The organism is Helicobacter pylori SA221C, from assembly GCF_000476855.1.
GTDB classification, from domain to species: Bacteria; Campylobacterota; Campylobacteria; order Campylobacterales; family Helicobacteraceae; genus Helicobacter; species Helicobacter pylori_DK.
The window spans coordinates 1-22,885 of sequence record NZ_CBPT010000018.1 but is presented as its reverse complement, the minus strand read 5'-3'; the positions used below and the strand labels follow the sequence as shown (position 1 = coordinate 22,885).

The window sequence follows — 22,885 nt, the reverse complement described above, 5'->3', positions numbered from 1 at the left end:
TTTTAAAAGTTAAACCATGCTCTTTATCAGCGCGACTAACACCAATGCCGGAAAAACCACATGCGCTAGGCTATTAGCCCAGTATTGCAACGCTTGTGGCGTTAAAACGATCTTGTTAAAACCCATTGAAACGGGCGTTAATGACGCCATTAACCACTCTAGCGATGCGCATTTGTTCTTGCAAGATAACCGCCTTTTAGATCGCTCTTTAACCTTAAAAGACATTTCATTCTATCGTTATCATAAAGCCTCAGCCCCCATCATCGCCCAACAAGAAGAAGATCCAAACGCCCCCATTGATATAAATCATTTAATCCAACGCCTCCAAAATTTCACCAAAACTTACGATTTAGTCATCGTTGAAGGGGCTGGGGGGCTATGCGTGCCTATCACTTTAGAAGAAAACATGCTGGATTTTGCCCTAAAATTAAAAGCCAAAATGCTTTTGATTAGCCATGACAATTTGGGCTTGATTAATGATTGTTTGCTGAATGATTTTTTATTGAAATCCCACCAACTAGACTATAAAATCGCTATCAATTTAAAAGGAAACAACACCGCTTTCCACAGCATCAGTTTGCCCTATATTGAGCTTTTTAACAAACGCTCCAATAACCCCATTGTGATTTTCCAACAAAGCCTGAAAGAATTAATGAGCTTTACCCTTAAATAAAGTGCAAACAGAACGCACGCTGATAAAAAAGCCCCCTAACAGCAAAGCGTATAAAATCCAGCTAAAAATGGGTTTTGAAATGTCAGCGCTCTCTTTTAAGGGCTTTAAAAAAATCACATTAGGGAACATGTTAAACAAATTGATCCGCCAACCATAGTATTGCACTTCCACTTGCTGGTTGACTAAACTTTGAGCGAGGGCCGAAATATCAGCCGAATTAAACTTAAAATAAAAAGGAAAACTAAAACGCGTGTCTTCGTTACGATAAACGGTTACGCTTTTTTGATCCTTAGGGTCGTAGGTTTGCACAAAATAGACATCTCTAGCAAGGGTTTTTACTTCCTTATTATTGGGCGTGTTTTCATTTTCATTCATTCTTTTGACTTCCACCCCGCTAATGACAGCCGCACTATAATGGGGCATGCAATAGCTCACCAAAAGCATGAGTGCTAAAAAGATCGCCGTTAAAATGAACAAAACCACATTACGCACAAATTTTATCAACTTCATTCCTTATGATAGTATTAGCCTTTTTTTCGCATTCAAACACCAGAGCTTAAAAACGCTCTTTCACATGTTTTCAATCATCACGCTAGCGAATTCAGAGCATTTCACTTCTTTAGCCCCATCCATTAAACGAGCGAAATCGTAAGTTACTTTCTTGCTTTTAATCGCTTTTTCCATAGCAGAAACGATCAAATCAGCCGCTTCCACCCAACCCATATGCCTTAACATCATTTCTGCGCTCAAAATAATAGACCCCGGATTGACTTTATCTAGCCCGGCGTATTTAGGAGCGGTGCCATGGGTGGCTTCAAACATGCCCACTGTGTCATTGAGATTAGCCCCAGGAGCGATACCAATACCCCCCACCATCGCCGCTAACGCATCAGAGATATAATCCCCATTCAAATTCATGGTCGCAATGACGCTGTATTCGCTAGGGCGTAATAAGATTTGTTGCAAGAACGCGTCAGCGATCATGTCTTTAATGATGATTTCTTTACCGGTTTTAGGGTTTTTCAAAGAACACCATGGGCCTTTATCAATGACTTGAGCGTTAAATTCTTTTTGAGCGAGCGCATAGCCCCATTTCATGAACGCTCCCTCAGTGTATTTCATGATATTGCCTTTATGCACAAAAGTTACGCTTGGCTTGTCGTTATCAATAGCGTATTCAATCGCTTTTCTCACTAGCCTCTCTGTGCCTTCTTTACTAATGGGTTTTACCCCTATGCCGCTGCTTTCAGGGAAGCGGATTTTTTTAACCTTTAGTTCATTTTGTAAAAAATGGATGAGTTTTTTCGCTTCTGCACTGCCTTCTTGCCATTCAATGCCCGCATAAATGTCTTCAGAATTTTCTCTAAAAATCACCATATCCACTTTTTGTGGTTCTTTAACTGGGCTTGGACTCCCATACCACCTGACCGGTCTCAAACACACATACAAATCCATTTTTTGGCGTAACGCTACATTCAAAGATCTAAACCCCTCACCAATAGGCGTGGTCAAAGGCCCTTTAATAGAGACTTTATAATGGTTGATCGCTTCAATAGTGTCCGGTAACAGCCATTGCTCTTCTGGGCTTAATTCTTTGTGATCTTTAAATTTTTGATAGCATTTTTCGCCCACAAACACCTCATACCATGCGATTTTTTTCTCGCCCTTATAAGCCTTTTGAACCGCACTATCCACGACTTTAATCATCGCCGGGGTAATATCAGATCCAATACCATCGCCCTCAATGAAAGGGATAATGGGGTGGTTTGGCACATGCAATTTGTTGTCTTTAATCGTAATTTCTTCGCCCTCTTTAGGCTTTTGTAAGATTTTAGGGTTGTAAGCCATCTCTCATCCTTTTTATAAAATTGAAGTAACTATACTAGCGCAAAAATACTATATAACCCCTAAAAATCTTTTTTTGAATGCGTGTTTAAAAGTAGCGGTTGGAAATAACTTGAAAAAACGAAAATGTTTTCAAAAAGAAATCATTTAATTTTTTGGCTTATAATGGAGTGCTATCATTCTAAAAACTTAAGGAAGTCAAATGTCTGTCACTTTAATCAATAATGAGAATAATGAACGCTATGAATTTGAAACGATTGAAGGCACTCGTGGGCCTAAAGCGGTGGATTTTTCCAAGCTTTTTGAAACGACTGGGTTTTTTTCTTACGATCCAGGGTATTCTTCTACCGCTGGGTGCCAATCTAAGATCAGCTATGTCAACGGCAAAAAAGGCGAATTGTATTACAGAGGGCATAGAATAGAAGATTTAGTCGCCAAATACAAATATGTAGATGTGTGCAAATTGCTCCTCACAGGGGAATTGCCCAAAAATCAAGATGAAAGCTTGGAGTTTGAGTTGGAATTACGCCACAGAAGTTTTGTGCATGAAAGCTTACTCAACATGTTTTCAGCCTTCCCTAGCAACGCCCACCCTATGGCGAAACTCTCTAGCGGTGTGTCTATTTTATCCACCCTTTATTCCACGCACCAAAACATGCACACTGAAGAAGATTACCAAACCATGGCTAGAAGAATTGTCGCTAAAATCCCCACGCTTGCGGCTATTTGCTATCGTAATGAAGTGGGAGCGCCTATCATTTATCCGGATATCGCACGCTCTTATGTGGAAAATATCCTTTTTATGCTGAGAGGTTATCCTTATAGCCGCTTGAAACACACCACTCAAGGCGAAGTGGGAATCACGCCCCTAGAAGTGGAAGCCTTTGATAAAATCTTAACCCTACACGCTGATCACAGCCAAAACGCCTCTTCTACCACGGTAAGGAATGTCGCTAGCACCGGCGTGCATCCTTATGCAGCCATTAGCGCAGGCATTAGCGCTTTATGGGGGCATTTGCATGGCGGAGCGAATGAAAAAGTGCTTATCCAATTAGAAGAAATTGGTGATGTGAAAAATGTGGATAAATACATCGCAAGAGTGAAAGACAAAAACGACAGCTTCAAGCTTATGGGCTTTGGGCATAGGGTGTATAAAAGCTACGATCCGCGCGCAAAAATCTTAAAAGGCTTGAAAGACGAACTGCACCAAAAAGGCGTTAAAATGGACGAGAGATTGAGCGAAATCGCCGCGAAAGTGGAAGAAATCGCGCTAAAAGACGAGTATTTCATTGAAAGGAATCTCTACCCTAATGTGGATTTCTACTCCGGCACGATTTTAAGGGCTTTAAAAATCCCGGTGCGTTTTTTCACGCCGGTGTTTGTCATTGGCAGAACCGTGGGCTGGTGCGCTCAATTATTAGAACATGTCAAAAGCCCGCAAGCCAGGATCACGCGCCCAAGACAAGTCTATGTAGGGGATTAGTATTAGGCTAGGCTTTGTTTTATAAGCGTTGATGATAGTTTTAAGAAACGAATCAAAGCCTTGTTTAAAGAGTAAGCGTCTCGTGCCAAGCGAGCGAGCGATATTTTTTAAATAACCGCATGCAAACGCCCCAAAACTCAAAAATAACCCCACTTTTACAAGCAAACCCTAAGTCTTTTAGGCTTAGGGAACGCTCTTATAAATTAGCGTTTTATTGAAACCACCACTTTTTTAAAGAAACCCTAGAAACCCTTGAGTTTTTGAGGGAAATGATCGCAAAACCTTTTTATCTCCTTAATAAAATCATTTTTATAATAAAATCTAAAGAAAAAATCCTTTTGACAACAAATCTAAAGCAACCAAACCAAATAACCAAAGTTAAAAACCCCTTTTTTTATCACTACCCCTATTCAAACAACCTCATTTCTTTTAAAACCGCTTTATTACAAACAAATCTAAAGCAACCACACCAAACAACCAAAGTTAAAAACCCCTTTTTTATCACTACCCCTATTCAAACAACCTCATTTCTTTTAAAATGACCTTTATTGGTTTAATATTTGTTTAGAAACGCTACAAAAACCTTTTTTTTTTTTTTTGAAAGGGCAAAAACACCCATTAATGACAAAATCCCATTAATTTATACTATATTAACGAAAGCTTGCGGTATGGCTTTACTTAAAGACACATTTCTGCAAGGCTCACCAACGATTTCAATCTTATTTTAAAGGAAAAAGGAGAAAACATGAAGAAAAAATTTCTGTCATTAACCTTAGGTTCGCTTTTAGTTTCCGCTTTAAGCGCTGAAGACAACGGCTTTTTTGTCAGTGTGGGCTATCAAATCGGTGAATCCACCCAAATGGTGAAAAACACCAAAGGCATTCAAGATCTTTCAGACAGCTATGAAAGGTTGAACAATCTCTTAACGAGCTATAGCGTCCTAAACACTCTCATCAAGCAATCCGCAGACCCGGTCGCTATCAATAACACAAGGACTAATTTGAATGCGAGCGCGAAGAATTTAATCAATGACAAAACCAACTCCCCAGCGTATCAAGCGGTGCTTTTGAGCTTGAATGCAGCAGCGGGGTTGTGGCAAGTGATGAGCTATGCGATCAGCGTTTGTGGTCCTGGTAGTGACAAAGACAAAAATGGGGGCGTTCAAACCTTTGAAAATGTGCCAACAAATGGAGGAACTACCATTACTTGCGATTCGTTTTATGAACCAGGAAAGTGGAGCGGTATATCCACTGAAAATTACGCGAAAATCAATAGAGCTTACCAGATCATTCAAAAGGCTTTCGGGAGCAGCGGGCAAGATATTCCCGCTTTAAGCGACACCAAAGAACTCGCTTTTGAAATTAAAGGGAAGAAAAACCATACTGTCGTTCCAGGAGAAAGATGGAAATTCCCATGGACTAACGGGCAATTTGTTTCAATCAAGTGGGTCGATGGGGAATATACAAAAACTAAAGAGAACATCAAAGTCTCCAACAACGCTCAAGAGCTTTTAAAACAAGCGAGCATTATTTTAACCACCCTTAATGAGGCATGCCCATGGTTGAGCAATGGCGGTAAAAATTATTGGAAAGATATAGGTGGCGATGGGACAGCGTGCGGATCTTTTAAAAACGAAATCAGCGCGATTCAAGACATGATCAAAAACGCTGCGATAGCCGTAGAGCAATCTAAAATCGTTACCGCAAATGCGCAAAACCAAAGCAACCTGGACGCTGGAAAAACATTCAACCCCTATAAAGACGCTGACTTTGCTCAAAGCATGCTCGCTAACGCCAAAGCGCAAGCGGAAATTTTAAACCGCGCCCAACAAGTGGTGAAAGACTTTGAAAGAATCCCTGCAGCCTTTGTGAAAGACTCTTTAGGGGTATGCCATGAAAAGGGTAGCGATGGCAATCTCCGTGGCACGCCATCCGGCACGGTTACTTCTAACACTTGGGGAGCCGGTTGCGCGTATGTGGAACAAAGCGTAACGGCCTTAAAAGACAGCCTCGCTCATTTTGGCAACCAAGCTGATCAAATCAACCATGCGCAAAACCTCGCCTACACTTTAGCGAATTTCAGCGGCCAATACCAAAAGCTAGGGGAACATTATGACAGCATCACTGCAACGATTTCAAGCTTGCCTGACGCTCAATCTTTGCAAAATGTGGTGAGTAAAAAGAACAACCCTTATAGCCCGCAAGGCATACAGGATAATTACTATATTGACTCCAATATCCATTCTCAAGTGCAATCTAGAAGTCAGGAATTAGGCAATAACCCTTTCAGACGCGCTGGTCTAATCGCTGCTTCAACCACCAACAACGGCGCGATGAATGGGATCGGCTTTCAAGCGGGCTACAAGCAATTTTTTGGGGAAAATAAACGATGGGGCGCTAGGTATTATGGCTTTGTGGATTACAACCACACCTATAATAAATCCCAATTTTTCAACGCCTCTTCTGATGTTTGGACCTATGGCGTGGGGAGCGATTTGTTAGTGAATTTCATCAACGATAAAGCCACTAAAAACAACAAAATTTCTTTTGGCGCGTTTGGCGGTATTGCGTTAGCTGGCACTTCATGGCTTAATTCCCAGTATGTGAATTTAGCGAACATGAACAATTACTATAAAGCTAAAATCAACACGGCGAATTTCCAATTCTTGTTCAATCTGGGCTTAAGGACCAACCTTGCTAGGAATAAGAAAAGAGGCAACGAACACAGCACGCAACATGGCATGGAATTAGGCGTGAAGATCCCCACGATCAACACGAATTACTATTCTTTGCTAGGCACTCAGCTCCAATACCGCAGGCTTTATAGCGTGTATCTCAACTATGTGTTTGCTTACTAAAAGCTTAAAACTCCCTTTTTAAGCCCTCTTTTTAGGGGGTTTAATCCACTTCTTTTAACTCTTTTTAATCTTTTCGTGAGAGCGCCCCTTTCTAAAGAAAGGAGCTTCCTAACTAAAGCATTCCATTGAACGCTAACACGAAAGGCTTTGTTCTTTAAAGTCTGCATGGATATTTCCTACCCTATAAAAGACTAGTAGTATTTTAACCTAACGGCTATGCGCTTACATCTCTACCCTAAAGGACAGAGTTTTTCGCGCTAGTGGGATAAATTAGCGTTTCATCAAAAACACTACCTTAAACCAAGAAAAAGAAATTTCAAGGTATAATAGTTTCCAAGAGCGTTTGCCACTTTTACGCTTCCCACTTTTAGCTTCATGGCATGCTCCTTATTTGGATTTGCCCCATACCCTAACTATGGGGCGTGATGAAATCCTGCAACAAACACGCTTTAAAGCTCTTAAATGCAACCACCCTAAAAAATGCACTTTCCACTTTAAAATAAACCATAAAATCCCCATACCTACGATATAATCCTAAGATTGATTGATTTTAAGGGGCGTGTTTGGCATCATTATTCCATCTGAAGTTTTTAAAACCCCTGAGTTGTCTGCAAGCCGGTTTGCTTTATAGCCTTATTTTTGGCGTTTTATACCATTTCCCTTTGTTCGCTTATGTTTATAAAGAAAGCAACCAGGTCAGTTTTATCGCCATGATGGTTGTGGTGCTTTTTTGCGTTAATGGCGCTCTTTTTTTGGCGTTAGGCTTGATCTCTGCTTCTTTGATGCGTTGGAGCGCAATAGTTTTTAGTTGGCTCAATTCTGTCGCTTTCTATTTCATTAGCGCTTATAAGGTGTTTTTAAATAAGAGCATGATGGGTAATGTCTTAAACACCAATACGCATGAAGTTTTAGGCTTTTTGAGCGTTAAATTATTCGTTTTTATCGTTGTTTTTGGGGTGTTGCCTGGCTATATCATCTATAAAATCCCCCTTAAAAATTCTTCTAAAAAAGCACCCTTTTTAGCGATCTTGGCGTTAGTGTTTATCTTTATCACCAGTGCTTTTATGAACGCTAAAAATTGGCTGTGGTTTGACAAGCATGCGAAATTCATAGGGGGCTTAATTTTGCCCTTCGCTTATAGCGTGAACGCTTTTAGAGTGAGCGCTCTTAAATTTTTCGCCCCCACTATCAAGCCGCTCCCTCTCTTTTCGCCCAACCATTCCAATTCGTTTGTGGTGCTAGTCATTGGCGAAAGCGCTAGGAAGCATAATTACGCCCTTTATGGCTATCAAAAACCCACCACCCCAAGACTAAGCAAACGCTTAGAAAATCACGAACTCACTCTTTTCAACGCCACTTCTTGCGCCACTTACACGACAGCGAGTTTGGAATGCATTTTAGATTCTTCTTTTAAAAACAACGCTTATGAAAATTTGCCAACTTATTTGACTAAAGCCGGTATCAAAGTCTTTTGGTATAGCGCAAATGACGGCGAAAAGAATGTTAAGGTTACAAGCTATCTTAAAAACTACGAATTGATTCAAAAATGCCCCAATTGTGAAGCGATCGCTCCTTATGATGAATCCTTACTCTATAATTTGCCTGACCTTTTAAAAGAACACTCTAATGAAAATGTCTTGCTCATCTTACACCTTGCCGGCTCGCATGGCCCCAACTACGACAACAAAGTGCCTTTAAATTTTAGGGTGTTTAAACCCTATTGTTCAAGCGCTGATCTGTCTTCTTGCTCCAAAGAAAGCCTGATTAACGCCTATGACAACACCATTTTTTATAACGACTATTTGTTAGATAAAATCATTAGCATGCTCAAAAAAGCCAAGCAGCCCGCCTTAATGATCTATTTGAGCGATCATGGCGAAAGTTTGGGCGAAGAAGCGTTCTATTTGCATGGCATTCCTAAAAGCATCGCCCCCAAAGAACAATACGAGATCCCCTTTATTCTTTATGCCAACGATCTTTTTAAAGAAAAGCATTCCATCATTCAAACCCAAACCCCCATTAATCAAAACGTTATTTTCCATAGCGTTTTAGGGGTGTTTTTGGATTTTAAAAACCCAAGCGTTGTTTATCGCCCTTCTTTAGATCTGCTCAAACACAAAAAAGAGTAAAATAACACTCATGAAAAAATTCTTATTTAAACAAAAATTTTGTGAAAGCCTGCCCAAAAGCTTTTCTAAAACTTTGTTAGCGCTCAGTTTGGGCTTGATTTTATCAGGCATTTTTGTGCCCTTCCCTAAAGTCCCTAAACAGCATAGCGTGCCTTTAGTGTTTCATCTCACCGAGCATTACGCACGCTTTATCCCTACGATTTTATCTGTGGCGATTCCCTTAATCCAAAGAGATGCGATAGGGCTTTTTCAAGTCGCTAACGCCTCTATCGCTACAACCCTTCTCACGCACACCACCAAAAGAGCCTTAAACCATATAACGATCAACGATCAGCGTTTGGGCGAGCGCCCTTATGGGGGTAATTTCAACATGCCAAGCGGGCATTCGTCTATGGTGGGTTTGGCGGTGGCGTTTTTAATGCACCGCTATTCTTTTAAAAAATACTTTTGGCTCTTACCCCTAGTCCCTTTGACCATGCTCGCTCGCATTTATTTAGACATGCACACCATTGGTGCGGTGTTGGCCGGGCTTGGCGTTGGAATGTTGTGCGTAAGCCTTTTTACAAGCCCCAAAAAGCCTTAATCAAAAGTTCTAATTTCTGTTTTTATAATCTTCATAAGAAAAGTTTTTAAGGATTTTAAACCCTTGTTGATCCAGTTTAGCCAGGCTTGGAAGCGGCACGCCATTAAACGAATTGTTTTTGACAATCGTATAATGGAGCATGTCTTGAAACACGATTTTATCGCCCCTTTTTAAAGGCGTTTCAAAACTAAAACTCCCCATAAAATCCCCCGCTAAACAAGTAGGGCCGCCTAAAAAATAAGAAAACGCCCCTTGATTTTCACCCTTTTCAACTTCAATAATTTCTTCATCGTTTTCTACGGAAATTTTAAGGATACTAGGGCGATAAGGCATTTCCAAGCAATCGGGCATGTGAGCGCTAAAAGAAGCGTCTAAAATCGCAATTTCTTGATCGTTTTGAACGATGTCTATCACGCTTGCGATTAAAAACCCGCATTGCCACCCTATGGCTTCCCCAGGCTCTAAAATCACCTCTATATTATGATAACGCTCTTTAAAATCCTTAATCGTTTGGATGAGCAAATTCACATCATAATCGCTCCTAGTGATATGATGCCCCCCACCAAAATTCACCCACGCCATGTTTTCTAAATAAGGCTTGAAATGCTTTTCTACATGCTCTAAAGTCCGGCACAAAGCGTCAGCGTTTTGCTCACAATGCGTGTGGAAATGCAACCCGCTCACCCCCTCTAAGCCATGCTCTTTCACCCCCTTTTCAAATCCGCTAGGCGTAATCCCTAACCGGCTCATTTTAGAGCATGGGTTATAGATCGCTGGGGTTACTTCGCTATAAAGGGGGTTTATCCTTAAACCCATTTTAATGGGGCTTAAGCCCAAGTTTTCTAATTGCTTGTTTTTATCTAAAATCCTGTCTTTATAGGTGGCGTATTGGTAAAAAGAGTTGAAAATAATGCTTGTCGCTAGGGGTAAAATCGCGCTCATTTCAGCCTCTTTAAAAGCCGGGCTATAAACGCAAATTTCTTTGTAGCTCTCTCGCCCCCCAAATTCTTCAAAAGCGAGCTTAGCTTCATAAAGACCGCTCGCGCAACACCCGTTCAATTTTTGCCTCAAAATCCCAAACTCACGCCAAAACGCATACCCCTTTAAAGCGAGCAAGATCTTTGCCCCGCTTTGTTGGCGCACAATTTCTAAAATCTTGGCGTTTTTTTCTAAGCGTTCGCTCTCTAACACATAGCAAGGGGTGGGGATAACGCTGTATTTTTTCATGCTAATTCCAAAAATTGCTTAACCACTCGCTGGATGTCTTTGGGGTTAGACTTGGAGATGAAATCATCGGCCTTCAAACTCCTGGCCATGTCTTCATTAGAACTACCGCTCATAGAAGAATTGACCACGATAGGGATTTTTGAAGTCAAAGGATTGTTTTTAACCTGTTTGATCACTTCAAAACCGCTCGCCTCTGGCATTTCTAAATCGGTAATAATCAGGCCAATGTTGCTCACATCGGTTGTTGGGCTGAATAAATGCTCTAATAAGGTTTTACCATTGATAAAATCTATATGCTTGACGCCCAGCTTGTCTAAAATCATTTGCATGGTTTTTAAAACGCTTGGGGAGTCATCAGCAAGCAAAACGCATTGGTTAGAATGGATTTTAGAGAGCGTCTCTAAATCGCTGTGTTTTTCATCTTCAATCCAAGGGAACACGTCTATAAGCATTTTTTCAATATCCACCACCTGCACCAAGCGCCCGTCAAAATAGCGCGTGCGGCTCACGAGTTTGTTATTCCCAGCAGATCCCCCTAGCCCAGCGCTTTGCTCCATTTCAGTCCATTTCTTGCTCAAAATCCTATCCGCTTCATAGATCCTAACCCCTATAGTCCAGCGAGAAAACTCACAAATCATAACAATATCGTCTTCGCCTTTTTCTTTTTCTATCCTATAAGGGCGTAAATCCTTGTTTTTGTTTTGGCTGTCATAATAAAACCATTTTTTCATATCAATCAAGGGAATGGTGAGCTCTCTTATAATGATTAACCCCTCAACGAGCGAATTGTTTTCGTGGCTGATGATAGTGAGATTGCCATGGTATTTCACCACTTCACGGATCTTAAAGACATTGACCGCATACAAATCCTTGTTTTTACCCAGCCTGAAACACAACAATTGCAACTCGTTATTTTTATGCAGACTTGTAACTTGATCAATGCTTGCTAAACTATCAGCCATGACTTCCCCTTAATTTAGGTTTTCGTATCGTTTTATAATTATATCGTGTTTGTGTTTAATGCCAACGACACTTAAAAACTATCTTTGGGGGTTTTTTTAAATCATTTTAAACGACTCAAAACAAACCCGTTTTTAAAACTGCGCACGTATAAAATATTATGGCGGTTAGAGCAAAAGATTTGTGGGGCTGTTACAAACCCCGAAAGCAATTCCCTAGCGTCAATGACTTTGGGGCTTTCAAGCGATCTTTTACAAGGCTTTAATGAAAACGAAAAAGCGTCAATAGAATCAGCTTGAACTTCATAATTTTCAAAGGCTTTATTTTTGATGCGCATAAGATAGATTTTATGGGCAAAAATGCTCGTGTTTCTAGTATCTGCAAAGGTGCTAACACCTGAATACAACGAAGTTACTAGCCCTCCAACAAACCCCAAATAATAGTTCGCTACCGCTTGCATGCCCACCTTAAAAGTAGCCGATAAAATGGCTCTAGTGATAATATAGGGCAATTGCTTCCTAAATTCGCTAGCGACCACCGCATCTATTGAGGCTAAAGTGTCAAAGGGCGTTAGTTTTTCTCCATCTTTAAGAGTGAAATTTTGATAAAACGCTTCCCCTTTTTCTAGCTTGGGCAAGGCTATACTCACGTTATAAACCGAATCAATCATAAAAATAGGCACATCAATTTTAAATTCGCTTTTTTGCGGCTCTTTACCATCTTCAATGATGATCCAAGTGAAATGGCTCCTATTAGGGTTTTTAAAAAAAACCAAGTCTTGAGCTACAAAAGGGCTTTGACTGATCCCATAGGCTTCATTAAGATAGCCTAACCCCTTATTCTTATCCCCATTTAAAGCGTAAAACAACCCTGAAAGATACGAAACCGCTGGGTTAAGCAAGCCTTGATAAGCTTCGTATTTGTCTAAATTAGAATAAGTGTTGTTTAAAATCTCGCTCACTTCTACCCTAGAGCGTTCCATATTAATATTGTGCTTTTTGCTAGAATCGATCTCTTTAATGGCTTTTTGCACTTCCTCATAATAAAATTCTTTAGCCCTGCGCTGGCGTTCGTTCGCGCGGTTGAATTGCACCCTAGCTTTCGCGCTATCGTTTAAAAGCATGTAGTCTATCGCTTTGTAATAATTGATTAAAACGCCCTCATAAATATTCCCCCCATAAGCACGCACGTTATCATTAATCATGGTAGCGCCCACATAACCAGCCCCTCTTGTGAAAGCGCTTTGGGTTTTATCAAAGCGTTGCTCGGCTTGATCTAACACCCCTAAAGAAGTCTGGTAATCTCTAGCGTATAAAGCGCTCAAGCCGTTTTGCAAGTCCCATAAAAGAGCGTTCTTTTTTTTCTTAGTGAATTGTTTGGAATATTCATAAGCTTTTTTAGGGCTTTCTTCATAATAGAGCGTGTTAAAATGTTCTAAGTCCATACGATAGCCTATGCAACCTGTTAATGATATTCCTAAAATTACCGACATCAACAGAACGAATCTTTTCAATCTAACCCTTTTAATTGACATTTTTTTGCTTGACTAATTTGAGCGTATCATAACATTTTTAATGAAAACATAAGCTTTTTATGGCTAAAATGATCCCTAAGCTCTTATTTAGACCTATGCAATAGGATTTTAGGGTAACGCTTCAGGGTAGGAATACAGCAGAGTCCCCTAATTTCTTGTGTGCCTTAGCCATCTGAATAGGAGTGCTTCAAAATAATATTAACTTTTTAAAACTAGCTCTTCAAAAGTTTCTCACGCCACTCTGTAGGGTAGTCTTTTTGTAACGCTTTCACTTTATTCACATGGCTAGAGTCTGAATTAAAGATTTTCAAATAACGCCCTAAACTTTCTAAACTCACATCAATCATGTTAGAACTCCCATTACCCAGATTTTTGACTAAAACCTGCCTGGCATACAAAGGGGTGTTTTCTAAAAAAGAAATTTCAGTCTCGCTCAAAGGTACATTGAAATGGTGTTTCAACTCCCTAGCGTTTTTTTGCGGATACAAAATAAGAGTCCCCATGTTGCTCAAAAAACTATGAGCGTTTTTAACCCCGCTTAATTGGTAAATATCTTGCAAGGCCAACACCACCACGCCATTAGCCTTTCTGGCTTGCGTGATTAAAGCGTTAATTTTAGTGTTTAATAAGTCGTTTTCCACATAGGATTTAAACTCGTCTAAAAAAACCAAAAAACCGCTGTCGTTTTTCCTGGATTCTTCTAAGATTTTATAAAACAAATAATAGGCTAAAAGCCCTAAGTCTTTGGGGTTTTGGGTGATGGTGTCTAGGTTTATCACATTTAAAAAAGCGTTGGAGTTGAACGCGTCATTCAAAGCGTTAAAAAGGGGGTTATTCAAATACGGCTCTAAACTCAAGCCCAATTGGTTAGATGAAGTTCTTTTAAGCGTTTCTTTAAAGTCTAGCAAACTAAAATCTTTAGGGTATAAGGTCTCATAAAGGCTCTTAATCGCGCTAAAAACCGCATTCATATCTTCCAAGGCTTCTTTATCCCTTGAAGGGGCAAGATCAAGCATGCTCAAAAAGAAGGATTGCAAAAATTCTAAATTCTGCAAATTAGGCTCTAAACAAAAGGGGTTGATGCTAAAAGATTGGCCGTCATGGTAATGCCCTTTAAAAAATTCGGTGAAAGAATACAGCCCTTGCATCCTGTCAAAAGCTAAAAGGCGCATGTTTTGGTATTTCAAAGCGCTCATCATTAAAAAGCTAATCAGCGTGCTTTTACCGCTCCCGGTAGCCCCTATGATTAGAGTATGCCCGTTCACTCTGGCGATTTCTTTAGCGTTGTTGTGGCTCACTTCTTGGTTGTGGAAATTGAATAAAAAAGGGGAATAATCCAAATTTTTAAACACGCTCAAAGGGCTATTCCCCCATGAATTAGCCTTAAAGCCTAAATTTTGCCTTTCAAACACCATCAAACACGCCAAGGCTTTAGAAGTTAAAAAGCGCAAGCGGTGGTTCAAATGGATGCGTTCAGGGAAAAAGGAAAAATACCCCCCTTTCAAGCCAAAAGTTTCTATAACGCCCACTAAGTTTTCTTTAAATAAAAGCCCTAAAATTAAGCTGGTTTGAGTGTCTAAACTTTCTAAACTAGGGGCTTTGATAAGAATGTTTAGGGCGAATTTTTGCATGGATAATCGTTTAGTTTTGACTAATTCTTGGTATTCTAGTAGCTCGTTTTTAACGAGATTGGACATGCTAAACTTGGCCCTCTCTTTTAAAAAGCTCAGCGTTTTATTGACGCTCATAGGTTCTATGGAAAAGATAATATCTAAAGGCGTTTCTTGGTATAAAAGCGCTCCCACCGCTATAGAAGTGATGCGTTCGCTCTCATAAGCCTTAATGCCAATCAAGCGGTTATAGGTTTTTTGATTAAAGCTTTCTTGAATGAAATAATCTTTTTCAAAAGTGGTAGAACTAGCGATATAGCTATCGCTCAAATACCCCCCTACTAGGGGCTTTAAAGGGAGATCAAACCCGTTAATGTATTCTGCATAAAAATTCAAAACCTCTTTAGAGCTTAAGAGTTTGGGGGCATAATTTTTGAGCTGGATTTCTAAGCTTTTTAAAGTTTCTTGCAAAAAATGCGCTTTATAAGAGAGAATATCCTTAAAATTTTCCCTATTGGCATGCATTAAGGATTTTTTCTTATGCTCTAAAACGCCCTGTAAAGAATGCGCGCTTTCTAAAACTAAAAAATACTGATTTTCATACACTTCTTTATTTTCAAATTGATTCAAAATCGCTTGCAAGTATTGAGAATCAGATTGAATGTTTTGTTTATAATCAATTTTACGCCTTTTAACCACAAGGCGCGCCACGACTTTTTCTAAAGAATCCAACGCCATTTGGCGTTCAGTGAAAAGATCTTGCAATTGCTCTGTGCTTAAATGGGTGTAACTCACCCCCTCTAAACGGAGAATGCCCACTAAGTTTTCGTTTTTAGTGAGTAAAAAATGCTCATCATACAAGCCTAAAATGTTGTTTTCTTCGCTCATAGAATAGCTTTTAGGCAAAACCCCTAAAAAATAGTTTGAAACTTTTTGTTTGACAGCGTTCAAAAGCTTTTCTAACATCCTACGCTCTATAACATTTGGTTTTAGTCTTTATTTTGCTTTTAGCGATAATAATATCTGCAATGTCTTCATCAAAAAATTCCAGCACGCTAAAGAGCACTAAAAACCCTAAATACAATAAAAAAGCGCTCAATAAATCAATCCAAGGGAGCAAAATAAAAGGCATAAAAACAGAAATCAAATAAGATTTAGCGTTCAGCCATAAAAATTTTTCTTTAACCGAAATTTCACGCAAATTCTTCACGCTCGCTGATAGGATAATCATTAAAAAATTCCCATAAACCAATTCGCTAAACTCGGGGCCTTAAAGAATAAAAAAATCCCAAACACCACGCCAAGGATCGTGAATAAAATCTCTTTCCACCGGTCTAAATTCCTCCACACATAAATAGCGATCCCTATGAAAATCACCATTAAAATCCCCTTAGCGATGGGGCTTTTGAGCTGGGCTTCTAGGGCGTTAAAAAACCCTTCTAAACCTTCAGCGAACAAACTTGAAACGCACATGCCTACTAAAAAAACGATTTTTAAAAAATGATCGGACATCAAAACCCTTCTGTTTAATTTTAATTAACTTTATAACGCTTTATTATCTCAAAAAAACCATAAAAATCCTCTAAAAGGGGGTCAAAAGGGGTGCATTTGATCTTTGAAAGGGTAAAAAAGCAAAGCTGAAGAGGTAAAAGCCTTACTATTCTACGATTTGATAGACATAAGAAAGATTGGTGTGTTCTTTGGTTTGTAGGGTGTCTTCTTCTAAGAGGCTTTGAATCTTTTCAAAACTATATTGTAAATGGTTGTAAGCGACAATCACCACCTCATCGCCTTTTTGCAAAAAATGCTCTTGCGCAAAAGGCATATAAGGGGTAGCCCCTATCGCAAAAATCATTTTAGTGGGGAAATTATGGCGCTCTAAAAAAGGTCTTAGAGCCTCTAAAGAATCGCCATCTTGTTGGTGGTTTAATTGGTCTTTGATCCAATCTAAAAGCTTTTGATAAAAAAACTCGTATTTGAGCAATTTGCTGTTTTCCCCATAAATGTGCCAAACATTATTGTATTTCAAAAAAGACGCGATAGAGAAATTGTTACACACCCCCCCATAAACAAACCTGTCAATGGGCAATTTCTGCCCTATGCCTTTAGAAGCTGGTGAAAAATTCTTTTTTTGGGAGAGCTTTGTGGCTTCTAAATTACGCACAGAAGCGTCATTAAACGCCATGAAAAAATTAGGCACGAGCTTGGTTACCAAATGTTTTTCATCATATTTAACATCGCATTCTAAAGCGATTTCTGGCTCTGCTTGCACCCTTAAATGTGGATCACTAGGCAAAATAATCTTATGGTTATTAATGCAACAACGCCCCAAATAGCAATTCTCATATGGGATATAAAAAGGGAATAGCCCCTTAGGGGCGTCCTTTTCTTCGCTTTTCATGTTAATAAAACTATGACTCTCTCCTGCTTGCTCCAAATGCCCTGCAAAATTCCCCACCACACCAAAACCTAAAAACTCTTGCATGCAAACCTCCTAGCAAATAGCTTAATGATTAGAGCTTTTTCCATTATAGCATAAAAGAAAACCCCTAAAACCCTCAAAGAAACTCCCTTTCAAGCGAACAAATACTCTCTAGCGCTCTCTTTATCCAAAGGGTAAAGCTCACGCTTTTCATTCCCTATTTGAATGAGGTAAGCTTGATTTTTTAAAGTCTTAGCATAGCCTAAAGCGATACGACCGGCCAATTCTTTATCTTCTTTGCTGGCGTTTTTATCCACTAAACTCAAAGGGCCCTTACAGCTTAATAATTCAATCTTATCCATTAAGGGGTGCTCAATGTCTAATTTATGGTTTTCTTCTTCATTCCTTGCCACCACCAAACGAGCGTTATTAGGTAAGATAAAATAACGCCCGTTTTTGACAATCACGCCATCTTCAAACACCATTTCTCTGTATTCTTTCAAATTCTTAATCTTATTACTCACTTGAATGTCTGTGAGCAAGCACCCCCCACCTGGCTTTTCATAATATTTCAAGCCGTAATCTTTGATCATTTGCAATTGCCTAGTGCGCCCCCTACCACTCACATCTAAAAGCTTTTCTCTATCAACAAAACCCTTTTTTTCCATAAAAGTAGGCTCTAAGAGTTTAGCGCTCATGGGCCTTAAGAGCAATTCATCTAAAAATTGCGGTTTTTCATCGCCTGCTTGCGTTCGGTCTAAAATAAGATCAAAACGCGCCTCTTCGCCCACCTCTCTGACTAATTTCCTCACCTGATTGAGCGCTTCTTTCCTTTGGGATTTAGGGCGTTGCCCTAGCACTTCCCCGCTCAAAACAAAATCCGCGTTCAATTCAAGCATCTTGTAAAAAGCGTTCCTAAACATGTTGGCATGGCAATCAATGCAAGGGTTGAAATACTTCCCATAGCCGTATTTGGGCTTGAACAACACATCGTTAAAAAATTGCTCTCTAATATCGCACACCAAGAGCTTAGCCCCGATTTGCGCGGTGGCGTTTTCAAAATACTCTCTTTTATCTTTATTACCCCCAAACCCTATATTGAAGTGTAAAGCGGTTACTTCAATGCCTTGATCGATGAGTAATTTCATAGACAACAAACTATCCAACCCCCCACTAAATAGGGCTAAAGCTTTTATTTGTTTCATATGGCGACTAATTCTCCTTGTTTTAATTTCATAATGGCCTGGCGAGCCTTTTTCAAACAGATCATTTTTTCGCTAAAAGAAAGCGGGCTTTTAGGGATTTCTTTGAGTTGCCGCTCAAAATAGCGCAAAATCAACAAACGCAATTCCTTTTCAAACCCCCCTTTTTTTAGGGGTAAATTCGCATCTAATAATAACGCAACTAATTTAGGGTCGTCCAATTTTTCTTGACACAAAGCGTCAAATTCTTGTTTTTTATGCAAGAATACCCCACTATGGATATAACCCACCGCCAAATCCAACAAGCTTCTGTCTTCTAAAAGATAGCGGATCACTAATTTTTCTAAAAATTCCAAACTCATCGTGTTAGGAACATGCGCAAACCTTTGAGGGCGATTGGGTTTTTCTGTTTTGGGGTAAAAAGGCTGAAAAGAAGTTCGCTCTCTAATCCCTAAAACATGCAAAGGCGCTTGTAAAAGTGCAGCGATTAAGGGCTTGTATTCGCTTTGTAAAAGCAAGGAAAAGTTTTTCAAAAACCCTAACATTTCTTTAAGGGCCTTATCTTTTTCTAAAGGATCGTCTAAAAGATAAGAATCCGCCATGCGCCTTAAAACAAATTCAATAAAAGCCATGGGGCGCGATAACAAGTCTTTTAAGGTTTCAATCTGGCCATTAGCGATCATATCCGCAGGGTCTAGGTTGTTTTCAAATAAAACCACCCCCCCCCTCCTTTGCTCTTTAGCCAACATCAAGCTCGCTTTATAAGCCGCGTTTCGCCCTGCCTTATCCCCATCATAGCTTAAGAGGATTTCTGGCTCGCCTTTTTTAAGCAAGGGCAAATGCGATGGCGTTAAAGCTGTCCCAAGCGTGGCCGTGGCGTTTTTAAAACCCGCCTGGTGCAATAAGATCACATCCAAATACCCCTCTGTTACAATGACTTGCTTTTGTTTATAGATGTGTTCTTTAGCCAAATGGTAGCCATAGAGCAAACTGGATTTATCAAAAAGCTTATTTTGAGGCGAATTGATATACTTGGCCGCTTTTTCTTTTAAGGTGCGCCCTCCAAAACCCACCACTTGAGCGCTAGGGCTATAAATAGGGAACATGATGCGATCCAAAAAGCGCAAATAGGTTTTATCCTTTTTATCGCTCTTGCCTAGCACGCCCAATTCAATGAGCTTGTCCTTATTCAAGCCTTTATTTTCAATGCCATAATCAATCCTATTCGTGCATAAGCCTAATTTAAACGCTTTGATACTCTCTAGGCTAAGCCCTCTTTTTTGCAAATAATTCAAAAAAAACGGGGCGTTAAAAAGCTCTTCTTGATACAACGAGCTCACCATTTCTAAAAGGTGGTAGTCTTCTTTATGATCATAATAAGCGCCTTTGTCATGCTCTAAAGCCACATTGAATCGGTGGGCTAATTTCTCTAATGCTTCCACAAACGAAAGCTTTTCAAATTCCATCACAAATTTAATGCTATCCCCGCTCGCCCCACACCCAAAGCAATGGTAAAACCCTTTAATTGGATTGACGCTAAAACTCGCACTCCTTTCTTCATGAAAAGGGCAACAAGCCATGTAGCTAGAACCTGATTTCCTCAAATCCACATAAGAGCTAATGACTTCTACAATATCTATCGTTTGCAAAAGGCGATCAATGGAACTTTTAAGAATCATTTTTCATGCTTTCTCCAATGGGCTTTTTTGGTTTGACTTTCTCAAAAGGGATTATACTCAATAAATAAAATCTTCAAAAAGGTTTGTTAATAACGCCCCCTTTTCTAATCCTTATATTTTTAAACTAATGAAACTTTATACAAATAGACTTAATAATCCTTATAGTTATAATCTTATATTTGTTTTTATGGCTTGACTTATCCCTAAAAATGCGCTATAGTTATGTCGCTTAATAACAATAAGCGCTAAATTTCTATTTTATTTATCAAAACTTAGGAGAACTGAAATGAAGTTTCAACCATTAGGAGAAAGGGTCTTAGTAGAAAGACTTGAAGAAGAGAACAAAACCAGTTCAGGCATCATCATCCCTGATAACGCTAAAGAAAAGCCTTTAATGGGTGTAGTCAAAGCGGTTAGCCATAAAATCAGTGAGGGTTGCAAATGCGTTAAAGAAGGCGATGTGATCGCTTTTGGCAAATACAAAGGCGCAGAAATCGTTTTAGACGGCGTTGAATACATGGTGTTAGAACTAGAAGACATTCTAGGTATTGTGGGCTCAGGCTCTTGCTGTCATACAGGTAATCATGACCATAAGCATGCTAAAGAGCATGAAGCTTGCTGTCATGATCACAAAAAACACTAAAAAACATTAATATTTAAGGATACAAAATGGCAAAAGAAATCAAATTTTCAGATAGCGCAAGAAACCTTTTATTTGAAGGCGTGAGACAACTCCATGACGCTGTTAAAGTAACTATGGGGCCAAGAGGCAGGAATGTGTTGATCCAAAAAAGCTATGGCGCTCCAAGCATCACCAAAGATGGCGTGAGCGTGGCTAAAGAGATTGAATTAAGTTGCCCGGTGGCTAACATGGGCGCTCAACTCGTTAAAGAAGTGGCGAGCAAAACCGCTGATGCTGCCGGCGATGGCACGACCACAGCGACCGTGCTGGCTTATAGCATTTTTAAAGAAGGTTTGAGGAATATCACGGCTGGGGCTAACCCTATTGAAGTGAAACGAGGCATGGATAAAGCCGCTGAAGCGATCATTAATGAGCTTAAAAAAGCGAGCAAAAAAGTAGGCGGTAAAGAAGAAATCACCCAAGTGGCGACCATTTCTGCAAACTCCGATCACAATATCGGGAAACTCATCGCTGATGCTATGGAAAAAGTGGGTAAAGACGGCGTGATCACCGTTGAAGAAGCTAAGGGCATTGAAGATGAATTGGATGTCGTAGAGGGCATGCAATTTGATAGAGGCTATCTCTCCCCTTACTTTGTAACCAACGCTGAGAAAATGACCGCTCAATTGGATAACGCTTACATCCTTTTAACGGATAAAAAAATCTCTAGCATGAAAGACATCCTCCCGCTATTGGAAAAAACCATGAAAGAGGGCAAACCGCTTTTAATCATCGCTGAAGACATTGAGGGCGAAGCTTTAACGACTCTAGTGGTGAATAAATTAAGAGGCGTGTTGAATATCGCAGCGGTTAAAGCTCCAGGATTTGGGGACAGAAGAAAAGAAATGCTCAAAGACATCGCTATTTTAACCGGCGGTCAAGTCATTAGCGAAGAATTAGGCTTGAGTCTAGAAAACGCTGAAGTGGAGTTTTTAGGCAAAGCCGGAAGGATTGTGATTGACAAAGACAACACCACGATCGTAGATGGCAAAGGCCATAGCGATGACGTTAAAGACAGAGTCGCGCAAATCAAAACCCAAATTGCAAGCACGACAAGCGATTATGACAAAGAAAAATTGCAAGAAAGACTAGCTAAACTCTCTGGCGGTGTGGCTGTGATTAAAGTGGGCGCTGCGAGTGAAGTGGAAATGAAAGAGAAAAAAGACCGGGTGGATGACGCGTTGAGCGCGACTAAAGCGGCTGTTGAAGAAGGCATTGTGATTGGCGGCGGTGCGGCTCTCATCCGCGCGGCTCAAAAAGTGCATTTGCATTTACACGATGATGAAAAAGTGGGCTATGAAATCATCATGCGCGCCATTAAAGCCCCATTAGCTCAAATCGCTATCAATGCCGGTTATGATGGCGGTGTGGTCGTGAATGAAGTGGAAAAACACGAAGGGCATTTTGGTTTTAACGCTAGCAACGGCAAGTATGTGGATATGTTTAAAGAAGGCATTATTGACCCCTTAAAAGTAGAAAGGATCGCTCTACAAAATGCGGTTTCGGTTTCAAGCCTGCTTTTAACCACAGAAGCCACCGTGCATGAAATCAAAGAAGAAAAAGCAACCCCAGCAATGCCTGATATGGGCGGCATGGGCGGTATGGGAGGCATGGGCGGCATGATGTAAGCCCCCTTGCCTTGACTCTTTCCTTGATAAAAGCCCTCTTTTTGGGGGCTTTTATTTAATAAAACCGCTCGCTTTTGAAAACATGCAACAAAAAATCTCTGTTAAGCTTTTATCATTAGCGCTCCATTAAAACAAAATCTAAAAACTCTTTACCACCCCAACAAAAGCGCAAAAAATGCAAAAATTCTAAAATTTTCTCCAAATGACAAAAAAAAAAAACGAAATTTATTGCTACAATAAATACTCAAATAACATAATAATGTTCTTAATTAGTATAAAATAACTCAATACACTCAATTTAAATTTTACTAAGGAAGGAATTTTTAATTTGAAAAAACCCTTTAAAACCTTCTCTCTCTCTCTCTCTCTCT

At 39.9% G+C, this 22,885-nt stretch carries 18 protein-coding genes and 1 other RNA gene; 8 read left to right on the top strand and 11 right to left on the bottom strand.

Annotated elements, in window-relative coordinates; all coding sequences use genetic code 11:
* Positions 1-16: 16 nt before the first annotated feature.
* On the top strand, positions 17-673 hold the full coding sequence (bioD, locus tag QU01_RS07235) for a dethiobiotin synthase (RefSeq protein ID WP_033763225.1): 657 nt from the start codon (positions 17-19) through the stop codon (positions 671-673).
* Here the strand turns inward: bioD and QU01_RS07230 are convergent.
* Together QU01_RS07230 and icd are read right to left on the bottom strand one after the other, a co-directional pair.
* Positions 650-1,177, bottom strand: a complete 528-nt coding sequence (locus QU01_RS07230) for a DUF1523 family protein (RefSeq protein WP_033763223.1) — start codon at positions 1,175-1,177, stop codon at positions 650-652. The genes bioD and QU01_RS07230 overlap by 24 nt on opposite strands.
* A 66-nt stretch (positions 1,178-1,243) precedes the next feature.
* Positions 1,244-2,521: an isocitrate dehydrogenase (NADP(+)) gene (gene icd, locus QU01_RS07225; protein ID WP_000323967.1), complete on the bottom strand. Its 1,278-nt coding sequence runs from the start codon at positions 2,519-2,521 to the stop codon at positions 1,244-1,246.
* A gap of 199 nt (positions 2,522-2,720) precedes the next feature.
* Here icd and QU01_RS07220 point away from each other — a divergent pair, with 199 nt between their 5' ends.
* The 4 genes from QU01_RS07220 (at position 2,721) to lpxE (ending at position 9,570) form a co-directional block, all read left to right on the top strand.
* Positions 2,721-4,001 (top strand): citrate synthase, encoded by a 1,281-nt coding sequence (locus QU01_RS07220; protein ID WP_033763221.1) that lies wholly within the window; start codon positions 2,721-2,723, stop codon positions 3,999-4,001.
* Between the two features lie 745 nt (positions 4,002-4,746).
* Positions 4,747-6,858 (top strand): SabA family sialic acid-binding adhesin, encoded by a 2,112-nt coding sequence (locus tag QU01_RS07210; RefSeq protein ID WP_033763220.1) that lies wholly within the window; start codon positions 4,747-4,749, stop codon positions 6,856-6,858.
* Between the two features lie 563 nt (positions 6,859-7,421).
* Positions 7,422-8,987, top strand: coding sequence for a phosphoethanolamine--lipid A transferase EptA (eptA, locus tag QU01_RS07195; RefSeq protein WP_033763218.1), 1,566 nt, complete (start codon positions 7,422-7,424; stop codon positions 8,985-8,987).
* A gap of 49 nt (positions 8,988-9,036) precedes the next feature.
* Entirely contained in the window at positions 9,037-9,570 is a 534-nt protein-coding gene (gene lpxE, locus QU01_RS07190) for a lipid A 1-phosphatase LpxE (protein WP_229260242.1), read from the top strand.
* A 9-nt stretch (positions 9,571-9,579) separates the two neighbouring features.
* Here lpxE and nspC read toward each other — a convergent pair whose 3' ends face one another.
* From nspC to QU01_RS07175, 3 genes are all read right to left on the bottom strand, one after another.
* Complete coding sequence (nspC, locus tag QU01_RS07185; RefSeq protein ID WP_033763215.1) at positions 9,580-10,797, bottom strand: carboxynorspermidine decarboxylase; 1,218 nt, start codon at positions 10,795-10,797, stop codon at positions 9,580-9,582.
* On the bottom strand, positions 10,794-11,759 hold the full coding sequence (cheV1, locus tag QU01_RS07180) for a chemotaxis protein CheV1 (RefSeq protein ID WP_033763213.1): 966 nt from the start codon (positions 11,757-11,759) through the stop codon (positions 10,794-10,796). The genes nspC and cheV1 overlap by 4 nt, the downstream gene beginning before the upstream one ends.
* Positions 11,760-11,860: 101 nt before the next feature.
* Positions 11,861-13,201, bottom strand: coding sequence for a COG3014 family protein (locus QU01_RS07175; protein ID WP_033763210.1), 1,341 nt, complete (start codon positions 13,199-13,201; stop codon positions 11,861-11,863).
* Between the two features lie 174 nt (positions 13,202-13,375).
* Between QU01_RS07175 and ffs the strand changes: the two genes are divergently transcribed.
* Positions 13,376-13,473, top strand: an RNA gene (gene ffs / locus QU01_RS08140) — signal recognition particle sRNA small type.
* A 30-nt stretch (positions 13,474-13,503) separates the two neighbouring features.
* Here ffs and QU01_RS07170 read toward each other — a convergent pair.
* The 6 genes from QU01_RS07170 to dnaG all read right to left on the bottom strand — a co-directional run bounded on the left by QU01_RS07170 (position 13,504) and on the right by dnaG (position 20,204).
* The gene (locus QU01_RS07170) at positions 13,504-15,867 is read right to left on the bottom strand and encodes a VirB4 family type IV secretion/conjugal transfer ATPase (protein WP_033763208.1); all 2,364 of its coding nucleotides are present in this window, start codon (positions 15,865-15,867) and stop codon (positions 13,504-13,506) included.
* A gap of 1 nt (position 15,868) precedes the next feature.
* Positions 15,869-16,132: a hypothetical protein gene (locus QU01_RS07165; RefSeq protein WP_033763207.1), complete on the bottom strand. Its 264-nt coding sequence runs from the start codon at positions 16,130-16,132 to the stop codon at positions 15,869-15,871.
* Positions 16,132-16,413, bottom strand: coding sequence for a TrbC/VirB2 family protein (locus QU01_RS07160; RefSeq protein WP_033756641.1), 282 nt, complete (start codon positions 16,411-16,413; stop codon positions 16,132-16,134). Before QU01_RS07160 ends, QU01_RS07165 begins: the two co-directional genes overlap by 1 nt.
* A gap of 145 nt (positions 16,414-16,558) precedes the next feature.
* Positions 16,559-17,386 (bottom strand): DUF5718 family protein, encoded by an 828-nt coding sequence (locus tag QU01_RS07155; protein ID WP_033763205.1) that lies wholly within the window; start codon positions 17,384-17,386, stop codon positions 16,559-16,561.
* 89 nt (positions 17,387-17,475) lie between these two features.
* Positions 17,476-18,528 (bottom strand): MnmA/TRMU family protein, encoded by a 1,053-nt coding sequence (locus QU01_RS07150; RefSeq protein ID WP_033763203.1) that lies wholly within the window; start codon positions 18,526-18,528, stop codon positions 17,476-17,478.
* Complete coding sequence (dnaG, locus tag QU01_RS07145; protein ID WP_033763202.1) at positions 18,525-20,204, bottom strand: DNA primase; 1,680 nt, start codon at positions 20,202-20,204, stop codon at positions 18,525-18,527. The genes QU01_RS07150 and dnaG overlap by 4 nt, the downstream gene beginning before the upstream one ends.
* Before the next feature lie 286 nt (positions 20,205-20,490).
* On the opposite strand from dnaG, the gene groES reads away from it, so the two are divergent.
* Complete coding sequence (groES, locus tag QU01_RS07140; RefSeq protein WP_000671949.1) at positions 20,491-20,847, top strand: co-chaperone GroES; 357 nt, start codon at positions 20,491-20,493, stop codon at positions 20,845-20,847.
* Between the two features lie 26 nt (positions 20,848-20,873).
* Entirely contained in the window at positions 20,874-22,514 is a 1,641-nt protein-coding gene (groL, locus tag QU01_RS07135; RefSeq protein WP_033763198.1) for a chaperonin GroEL, read from the top strand.
* Positions 22,515-22,885: the final 371 nt, after the last annotated feature.

Coding starts and splice junctions, on each gene's coding strand:
- icd (WP_000323967.1), bottom strand. CDS start 2,521: ATGGCTTACAACCCTAAAATCTTACAAAAGCCTAAAGAGGGCGAAGAA.
- QU01_RS07175 (WP_033763210.1), bottom strand. CDS start 13,201: ATGGACTTAGAACATTTTAACACGCTCTATTATGAAGAAAGCCCTAAA.
- QU01_RS07170 (WP_033763208.1), bottom strand. CDS start 15,867: ATGTTAGAAAAGCTTTTGAACGCTGTCAAACAAAAAGTTTCAAACTAT.
- nspC (WP_033763215.1), bottom strand. CDS start 10,797: ATGAAAAAATACAGCGTTATCCCCACCCCTTGCTATGTGTTAGAGAGC.
- QU01_RS07160 (WP_033756641.1), bottom strand. CDS start 16,413: ATGTCCGATCATTTTTTAAAAATCGTTTTTTTAGTAGGCATGTGCGTT.
- groES (WP_000671949.1), top strand. CDS start 20,491: ATGAAGTTTCAACCATTAGGAGAAAGGGTCTTAGTAGAAAGACTTGAA.
- QU01_RS07150 (WP_033763203.1), bottom strand. CDS start 18,528: ATGAAACAAATAAAAGCTTTAGCCCTATTTAGTGGGGGGTTGGATAGT.
- dnaG (WP_033763202.1), bottom strand. CDS start 20,204: ATGATTCTTAAAAGTTCCATTGATCGCCTTTTGCAAACGATAGATATT.
- QU01_RS07165 (WP_033763207.1), bottom strand. CDS start 16,132: ATGATTATCCTATCAGCGAGCGTGAAGAATTTGCGTGAAATTTCGGTT.
- groL (WP_033763198.1), top strand. CDS start 20,874: ATGGCAAAAGAAATCAAATTTTCAGATAGCGCAAGAAACCTTTTATTT.
- bioD (WP_033763225.1), top strand. CDS start 17: ATGCTCTTTATCAGCGCGACTAACACCAATGCCGGAAAAACCACATGC.
- cheV1 (WP_033763213.1), bottom strand. CDS start 11,759: ATGGCTGATAGTTTAGCAAGCATTGATCAAGTTACAAGTCTGCATAAA.
- QU01_RS07210 (WP_033763220.1), top strand. CDS start 4,747: ATGAAGAAAAAATTTCTGTCATTAACCTTAGGTTCGCTTTTAGTTTCC.
- QU01_RS07155 (WP_033763205.1), bottom strand. CDS start 17,386: ATGCAAGAGTTTTTAGGTTTTGGTGTGGTGGGGAATTTTGCAGGGCAT.
- QU01_RS07220 (WP_033763221.1), top strand. CDS start 2,721: ATGTCTGTCACTTTAATCAATAATGAGAATAATGAACGCTATGAATTT.